Source organism: Coleofasciculus sp. G1-WW12-02 (assembly GCF_040219735.1).
In the GTDB taxonomy this organism is placed as follows: domain Bacteria; phylum Cyanobacteriota; class Cyanobacteriia; order Cyanobacteriales; family Coleofasciculaceae; genus Coleofasciculus.
Genome location: NZ_JAVJRX010000051.1, coordinates 21,016 through 29,029, shown reverse-complemented (window position 1 = coordinate 29,029; position 8,014 = coordinate 21,016). Strand labels below are relative to the sequence as shown.

At 47.5% G+C, this 8,014-nt stretch carries 3 protein-coding genes; all 3 read left to right on the top strand.

What is annotated here, in order from left to right; all coding sequences use genetic code 11:
• The first annotated feature begins 286 nt into the window (after positions 1–286).
• Positions 287–1,141, top strand: a complete 855-nt coding sequence (locus RID09_RS09330) for a hypothetical protein (protein WP_446335671.1) — start codon at positions 287–289, stop codon at positions 1,139–1,141.
• A 146-nt stretch (positions 1,142–1,287) separates the two neighbouring features.
• Positions 1,288–3,162 (top strand): tetratricopeptide repeat protein, encoded by a 1,875-nt coding sequence (locus tag RID09_RS09325; RefSeq protein ID WP_446335670.1) that lies wholly within the window; start codon positions 1,288–1,290, stop codon positions 3,160–3,162.
• A gap of 354 nt (positions 3,163–3,516) precedes the next feature.
• Positions 3,517–7,962 carry a hypothetical protein gene (locus tag RID09_RS09320; protein ID WP_446335669.1) on the top strand — a complete coding sequence of 1,482 codons (4,446 nt, stop codon included), beginning with the start codon at positions 3,517–3,519 and terminating at the stop codon, positions 7,960–7,962.
• Positions 7,963–8,014: the final 52 nt, after the last annotated feature.

Genomic DNA, 8,014 nt, shown 5'->3' with positions numbered 1-8,014 from the left:
ACTGTCTCAGGCAAGACCTATTTTGGGAAAAGAGCCTGGGCGCACTCGCCGATGTGACTGAATTTCCTTTTCCACATTACTTTGGAAAGGCTCGTACACCCAGGCTAATTGATGAGCCAAACACAGACCTGAATCCTTACGGAGTTATGATAGGAATAGTTCTATATTAGTAGATGCGTGAGTTTGATCGGCGCTAAAGCGCATACTACAAACAAGGCTGTACTACGTGCGGCGAAGGTTTATGGCGAAGACAGCGCAACTACAAACCTTTTTATGACAGGGAATTATGAAGGTTAGTTTTGGACTTGGGTACATCGCCAGCCTGATTCTATTGGCTAGTTATCCTTTGCTGACAATGGTTACTAATCCGACTCCTGCTGTAGCGGATGATACGGGAGTGATTCGGAAAGTCGTACTCCTGGATTTATGGGAAAAGGGTAGTGGTTTTCAGTTGTCTCCAGAAGTTACTCAAATTACAGTTGTTGAGAATTATGCGATCGCGCAGTGGTTTTGGGACAATATTGCTGGAGAAACGGTTGTGATCAATCAAAATAATCAATGGCTTGCGATCGCGTCAACCCAAACTCCATTTACTCCTAGCACCCTGGCTAGCTATGGGATTCCCCGTGAGATGGCGCGGACATTAATCAATCGCGATCGCGCTAATCCCAACACACCGCCAGAACAACCTCCCGTAGCTAATATATTCACCCCCGTATTACCCCAACTCCAGCAACAAACCGATACCTTAATTTTATTACCCAGCCAAATGCCGGCGTTTAAACAGCGGATTTATGTAAATAGCTTTAGGTCACCCAATACCTATAGTATTGCCTTAAGCTTGAAACAAAACTGCAATGGAATGGCTGATTGTACCGTGGGAGCCTTTAGCGCCACGCCAGTGAATCCCAGCTATTCTCCCGAAGATGGATTCATTAAAAAAATTCCCCTCACCAACGATATCTGGGGATACTTTACACCAAGTCGATGCCAGAGTATTTGTACACCATCGGTGATTGAATGGGTGTGGCAAAATACCCATTACCGAATTGCCTTAAAAGGGATGGGTACAGATGTCAATCGAGCCGAAGCGATAATGGTCGAAATTGCTAATTCTGCCATTGAAGCAGGACCCCGTTAATACCCTTAGATCATATCTTGAGTTCTTAGGGGATGCTTGAAATACCCACCCGTTAACAATAGGCGAAAAAGCAGATACCATAAATCAAGTGCAGTATTGGGCGTTGTGCCCTCTGCATACAAGCCCTCTGCCTTCTGCTTCCTTTTATGACAAACTCTATACCATTACGCGATCGCTGTTTCCAACTGATTGATGAAATTGTCGCCGCGACGCTGAAAGGAAAAATCCGCTCCAAGCAACAGGTTTACCAGAAGCTGGTGTCAGGTGTCAGCAGTGGAACCGGAGAAATCTTTGAACGCTGTCTGGATGAACGCCACAGCAGCACTCAGGAACAAATCGAGAATCCGGTTAGCGAAATCAAACAAGCCAAAGCGGTGCGGGCGCAGAGGGCGCTAAATATGATTAGTAGTGAATGGGAACGGGTACAGCAGCAGAATCAGGTGTCTGTGGCGATCGCAACCGCCACCCAAGGGATTACCCAAGCTGATCAGAGCGAACGTTTGACCGCTTTTGTACGTGCGATCGACCCAAATCGGGAACCTGTCCTCAATCTATCTCAATTGGCTCAATTAGCCAAAACGCTTCAGCAGGAAGCAACAGCTAGTTCTGAGAGCGATCGCGCCACGGAACTTGAACAGCTAGCCAAAGGAATTACCGGGGGGTTAGCCGCTTGGGGAAATTTGGAAAACGATTTAGTAAGCTGGATTTATGAGCAAAGTCAGGGTTCCTTGGGTTTTGAAGAACTCTCTCAACAGCGCGGACCTTGGGGACTCTGGGCAAAAAAGGTGAATCGTCCTCTACCCCAGTCTTTGTTCCAAGCCCTAGCCTCTAATCGACCCCTTGATGAATGGATTCGTCAACAGCCAACGTTAGAACTGGATGCTTGGGTAGAAATCACCGTTGTTCTCCAATGGTTACAGCGTCGGTTAGTTAGTTGGTTTGATCAACGAGTCTATAACTCCAAAATGGGAGCTAGACTCTCGATTTCCACCTTTATCGTATTTGCGGTAATCTGGTCACAAATTGCCCTTGCCTTAAATCAAGCAACGGTTCCCCAACGAGAACGCTTGATAGATAGCTGTTTTCAGGTGACACTGCAAATTCTCCGCACCTTTGCCCAACGGGAGTATTTTCCGCTTTATGGCGGTGTTTTTGCCTCCTTGAGTGGTAATTATCTGCGGAATGCGATGGATTACCTGAATGAACCCTTGCGGCGCGTCGAGGGAACCCAAGAGAAAGCCCGAATTCTTACGTTATTGGGCTATTCCCAACGGGCGCAAGGTCGATATGATCGAGCCATACAATTCCATGAGCGAGCCTTAGAGATTGCTCGTTCAGCTAACGATCGCCCTTGTGAGATTGCTAACTATAATCACTTAAGCCGCATTTGTGTGGCACAGAAAAATTATCCTGAGGCAATTAATTATAGCCAACGGGGATTAATTTTAGCACGGCAGGCGGGGGATAAGTTAGGCGAAGCCAATGCCTTAGCGAATTTGGGTTATAGTGAGGTCTTTCAAGCCCAACAGCAAGCCCTTGATCCAGATGTGTACGAAAGCGCCATTACTTACCTGCAACAAGGTCGGCAATTGTTAGAACGATTAGGCGATCGCCAAAGTCAAGCCCTTTGTTTATGTAGTTTGGGGATTGCTTATGTGGTTATGCAACAACCGCAAGAGGCGATTACTTATTTAGAACAAGGTTGGCAAGCGGCGCAATTTTCTGGGGATTTGTATTTACAAGGACTCAATTTAGCGTATCTGGCGCAAGCCTACTATCAGTTACAAAATTGGAGCAAAACAATTTATACAGGAAGCTTAGGCGGATATTTGTTGGAGCAGATTGGCACAGAAGACTGGCGCAAAGCCGTGGGATTACTCACTATTTTACAAGGACAATTGGGAGGAGAAGTGTTCCAAGATCTGTTGCAGCAGCAGCGGTCAAAAATTCTTCCCTTAATTGGGGTAGATGGGTATGATTATATTCCCGAATTGTTGGAAAAGTATCGAAATTCGATGTAATTTGTCATTTGTCATTGGTCATATTCATGAAAATCCCAGACCCCAATTATGTATGTCATTCTGAATGGAGCGAAGCGGAATGAAGAATCTCTACCGATGTTGGGATCAGACCAATAAATATAACAGCACCAGAGTTCAATCTAGAAAGGGGGACTGAAAACCAAGCCTGACAAGGGCTACACTGTTGGGTAAAGCGCTATTGCTCTCTTTGTTAAGTTTCGTGAGCTGGAGCTAGTGTGATCTGACTCCTTGGAGGTATGATTGAGAATATTTTATTCAAAGCATCCCACAAACGCTATTGGCGGGATAGGGAGGCACAGAAAAGACCAGCAATGATTGGGGGAGCCTCTGGCAATGTCTTTTCGAGAACCCATCCGCAAAAAAAACTTCTCACCATTAAGTAAGACGTCCACGTCCAACCCGTTGCAGCGACGCCGTTTCAAAGTCCCCAATCCGCCGGAAAAAGTCGTACAACGCTCACCCGAAGAACAGAAGGCATTTCTCCAACAGCAACTAGAGAAAGCAGCCTTTGTTGGCTACAACGGTCTGAATGTTCCAGTCAATGTACCTGAAACACCACCCCTCCAATCCGTTCAGAAACAGTCTGCTAGTGGAGCTTTAGAAAATAACTCTCAGCAGTCAGAACTAGACATTGAGACAACGGAGAGTCAGAAAGAGGAGACTGTTGAGCAAGAGGAAGAATTGTCCTCTGAAGCATCATCACAGGGTCAGGAGCGACCTAACACAGAGACAGACGGCGAAGGTGTCACTTCTGTTGAGCAATCAGGAAACGTTCAGCACCAATCCCAAATACCGGATTTACAAGCTCAACGCGAAAGAGTATCCCGTTTAAGTTCCAACTGGCTCAATATTCCCGTTAAGGCTCCGGTGGAAAATTCCCCTCAAGATTCAGAGGTTGAGGCAACTTCAGAGCAGGAAGAGACTGTTCAACAAGAGGAACTGTCCCCAGAAGAAGTATCACAAAATCAGGAGTCACCTAATACAGAGGTAGAGGGAGAAGATATATCTTCTCCTGGACAGTCAAAGGCGGAAAGTGGAAAGCAGCAACCTCAAATCCGTTCCTTACAAGCTCAACTGGAGAAGGTCTCTAAATTTGGTTACAACGGTCTTAATGTTCCGGTTAAGGCGCCAGGGACACGATTATCTCAAGTGCAAAGGAAGCTTTCTCACAATAAGACACATCATATAGATGTAGATGGGGGTATCTCATTAAAGCCGAGTGAGGGTGTCGTTCAGGCTAAGGTCGATGTCAGCCAGCCGGAACAGGCAGAGCCGCTTACATCTAATCCACAAACAGACGCATCCGCATCGACAGAAGCTGTTGAATCTATAGTTGCAGCAGTCGTGGAAAGCCTGCAAACTGACCCGGAAGACAGTTCTGGACAGGTGAAGCGTCGGCTCAAGAGTCTGGAGCCAGCCACCCGCAAGGCAGTTATGGCAAAGCTTCAAAATCGCATCCCGCCAGAGCAGTGGCAGCGATTGAGTGTAATTCTGGCTGAGCCTGATTCGGCTGAAGAGAAAGAAACTCCAGCATTTCCAGAACTTGAAGAGATTGCTCCAGATGAGGGAGATGTTTCTGAGCAGGAAGCGCAGGATGCAACAGAGGGGGGTTCAGTATCCTCTAGCGCACCCAAAACTGTGGGGGATGCCACGGAGGTAAAAGAATCAACAACAGAAGCGGCTACCCTTAAGGAAAATAGAGGCAATGAGGGAAAGGAGACACCAGAAGAACAGACCACTGAGCTATCGAGTAAACCTGGAGACGTTGACGGTGGTTCCAGTACCACTGCGCCGCAATCTACCCCCACAGAGGAAGCCACATCAAGTTCACAAACAACAAGCGATGCCTCTGTAGAACCGTCAACAGGTCTGGTGGAGAACCGTAAGACGCCAAATGGAGAAGTTCCAACGACAGAAGGAAATACTCCTGTAGAGACCCAAAAGAAACAGCCAGCAGCTCCCTCCGCTCAATCTACTGCTGCAAAGACTCCAGAGTCGGGTATGTCCACACAGTCGAGTCCGGGTGCGATCGCGTCGGGCGTCTCTGAGTCTCAACAGGGTGGCGCTGGATTGGCGATCGCTCAAAACAACTCATTACCAAATACAGGAACTCAAACACCCTCCACAAATTTTGCTGGGACGCAGATATTCCTAGAGCAAGTTGCTGCGGCGGCTAATGCTGCACGGCAACGCTTTACCGAACGACTCACACAAGGAACAGACGCGATCGCCGCTAGTGTTCGACAACAACAAGAGGCGCTCATCTCCGCAAGTGATCAACAAGGAAGCGCTATTGGGGCACTTTTTGCTAATGCTCGCGAACAGGTTGGACAAATTATTAGCAGTGCCCAAGCGCAACTCCAAACCGACGCAACATCACATTTAGCCACCTTGCAACAGGGGCATACAGCCACCTTATGTGAGGTGGAAACAACCTTTTCCTCTAGCCAAGAGCAGGCTCAAGAACTTGGGGATAGTTATGCCGAACAATCGCTAGAAGCTGCCGATAACTCGGCTGAGCAAGTTCAGTCTCGCTTGCAAGGGATGGCTCAAGAGGCTCGATCAATTGGTCAGGAAAAGGCTCAGGTAGGAGGCAGCACTCCAGAAATCGCTCAAGCAAAAGCCCAGGCTGCCAACGAGATTGCCTCAGATACCGCTGACAAGATTACCAGTGGTATGTCTGATGCAATGGGAGAGTTGCGTGCTACCGGACCAGAAACAGCAAATAGCTTTAGAGAACAAGGACAGGAAGCTGCTAGTCAATTGAGTGAGGGGCAAGGTCAAGTTGTCGAGCAGTTGAACACATCCAACCAGGAAACTATTGCTGCGATTCAGCAGGCTGTCGGTCAAGGGAATCAAGCTCTAGGTAATTTACAGGGGCAGTTAATTGAGCAACTGGTTTCTTTGGAACAAACTATCCAGAACCAGTTGCAATCTCAAGTAGCACAAAAGAGTCAGGAACTTTATGCTGCTGGCGAACAAGCTATCAATACTTTCCAAGAGCAGGGACAGCAAGCGATCGCTTCTGGTGATGAGCATCTGACTCAATTCAACCAGCAAGTGACTGAAATTGACATTGATCCAGAATTGGCTTCTGAAGCAACTACAGAAATTGTGGGTCAGGTAGATGGTGCTTATAACAATCTGATGTCAACTGCTGATGGTGCTCTTCAGCAGGCAGATAGTGCTTTGGTTGAAGCAGGTAATCAGGTTCTGACTGCCATTGGTTCTGTTTCTAGTCATGCTGCTGGTCAAATTCAAACCTTCCTAGGACAAGCTCAAGGGCAGGTTAGCCAACAAATCACATCTATTTCTGATCAGCTTGGCACTACAGTTAGCCAAGCTAGTGATGCTGAAAGCAGTATGGTGAGTGAAGTTGCATCGAGCTTGGATGAGCAGATTAGTCAGCTTGATACCGGATTTGGAGCGGGACTGGAGCAGTATACAGGGGGACTTGACGAGCAAGTTACATCTGTCAAAGAGCAAGCAAGCGAGCCGAGACAAAGCCTTCCAGGTCGGACGGAGGAAGCGCAACAGAGAGCTGAGGAAAGAGCACAAAACTCCTGGATTGAAAACCAGTGGAATGACCTTGTGGAAATGGTCAGTAGTCCAGGCTTTTGGGCGGGTTTAGTCGTTGGATTACTAGTGGGTGCGCTCATAATCGCAACGTTTGGAACAGGTGCTGTAGTTCTGGTAGCAGCAGGAGCAATCGCAGGAGCTGTGGGAGCATTAGCCGCTACTGTCGTCGGGAATTATTCTGAAGGAAAACGAGGTTGGGCAGTTTTTGACGGTGCTTTGAGAAATATGATTTGGGGAGCTTTTGGCGGTGCTGTTGGTGCTGCTGCCTTCGTATTTCTTGGCGGTGTGGCTGCTGGAATGGGCTTGAGTGCAGGTGCTACGCTTGGACTCTTTGTTGGTGGCGCATCTGTTGTCGCAGGGGTTGTAACAGTCTTAGACAACGTATCTCAAGGCAGACCATGGGATCAAGGTTTGCTTGCCAATATGCTATTTGCTGGACTTCTAACTTGGATTGGAGGCAAAATTGCAGGTCGTCGTTCTGGAGATGCTCCCGAATCTACACCTCGTCAACCAGGGGATGCTCCCGAATCTACACCTCGTCAACCAGGGGATGCTCCCGAATCTACACCTCGTCAACCAGGGGATGATACTCCTGAGTCAACCCGCGCGTCCAGACAAGGAGATTCAGCAGAACAGCAAGACACACCCGACCAGCAACAAGATGCGCCTTCAAAAACAACCGAACTACCTCCCGAAGAAGTATCCAGACTAGTCTCTGAACGTAACGATGGTACATTCAGACTTAATCGCAAGAAGATAAGCAACGTTTCAAAAATTGTCGGTGAGCCTGAAGCAACAGTAGCTGAACATGCAGCAAGAGAAGCTTATGCTGCAGAACGAGCGGCTGGGATGAACAATGTCGAAAAGGTATACATGGGTCAAGCAGCCGATGAATTTATTAATCCAAATGCTCGACCAGGTACTGAACTATCAGCTGATGTCGTAGGTGTAACTAGGCAGGGGAAATATGTAATTTTTGAATCGAAAGGAACTGAGATTTTACATGGTTTGGAGCAGTTAGAGTACTCCGGTAATACCTTGGGGCGAGAACAGGTAGTTAGATATGAAATTGTCGTTGCAGAAGAGATCCGAACCCCTGGCTTCACAATAAGAAATCGGCTCTTGTATCTGAACGGGGAACCCTATTTGATTAATGGCAAACCAGTCCATGTCCGAACAACTACAAGTACGGCAGAATAGAGTGTTTTAAACTAGAGTAATAGTGTTTTCCAATAGCAATATTTGTCTGTAG